This is a genomic window from Photobacterium lucens (assembly GCF_009873615.1).
GTDB classification, from domain to species: domain Bacteria; phylum Pseudomonadota; class Gammaproteobacteria; order Enterobacterales; family Vibrionaceae; genus Photobacterium; species Photobacterium lucens.
Genome location: NZ_SSMG01000147.1, coordinates 1 through 847 on the forward strand (window position 1 = coordinate 1; position 847 = coordinate 847).

Annotated in this window: 1 protein-coding gene; it reads right to left on the reverse strand. The window is 29.2% G+C overall.

What is annotated here, in order from left to right; genetic code table 11:
- Nucleotides 1-141: 141 nt before the first annotated feature.
- A partial coding sequence (locus tag E5A76_RS07040; protein WP_161118499.1) for a nitroreductase family protein occupies nt 142-847 on the reverse strand: 706 nt, incomplete at its 5' end.

Genomic DNA, 847 nt, shown 5'->3' on the forward strand with positions numbered 1-847 from the left:
ATTATGTTGTATTGGCCTATAGTCAATAGTTTCAACAACGTGATTATATAAATATAGTTTTTTTTGCAAAGCAAACGCTTGCATTATACCGCCAATATTTTTTTCTAATGGATGAGTTATAATTGCTATTTTCATGATATCTTAATTGTTAATTGTTAACACTGATTCAGCATTCATTCTTGGTGATTTAGCTACAATATATTCATTTTTCTTATGGCCTACAGCTATCATCATTACCAACCTTTCATCAGTTTTGATATTAGCGAGTTTTTTTAACTTAACTTCTCGACTATAAGGCATACACAAATTTAATGGGCAAGAACCTAACCCTAAAGCATGGAGAGAGTTGACAATACTCATTGAAAACATTCCTCCATCAATATAAAGCTGATTATATTCAAATCTACTAAATGCTTTAGATTTACCAACAACAACTAATAAGCAATTGACTTCTTCACCAAATCCAGCGTTTCCATTTTGATATTTAAGTAAATTATCGATCTCTTCTCTTCGAAAATAAGCATACACCCCCCAACCTTGTCTATTGCAAACAGAAGGTGTTTTAATTGATAAATTAACTACATTTCTAATATCACTTTCTAAAACCTGTTTTTTACTAAAACTGCGTACAGATCGTCGACTCGAAATAAATTTATTATACTGTTCAAAAGAAATAATATTATCAACATTATCAACTATTGTTTCTATACCTCCATTGCCATTAATTGGTTTCCTATTTTCATCATGTAAATATTTCTTTATTTCTATTATTAATGGATTCTCACTTGAATCATTAAATCTGTTATGATAAGAAACATAATCACTTAATGCGGAGTTTATATTCTCA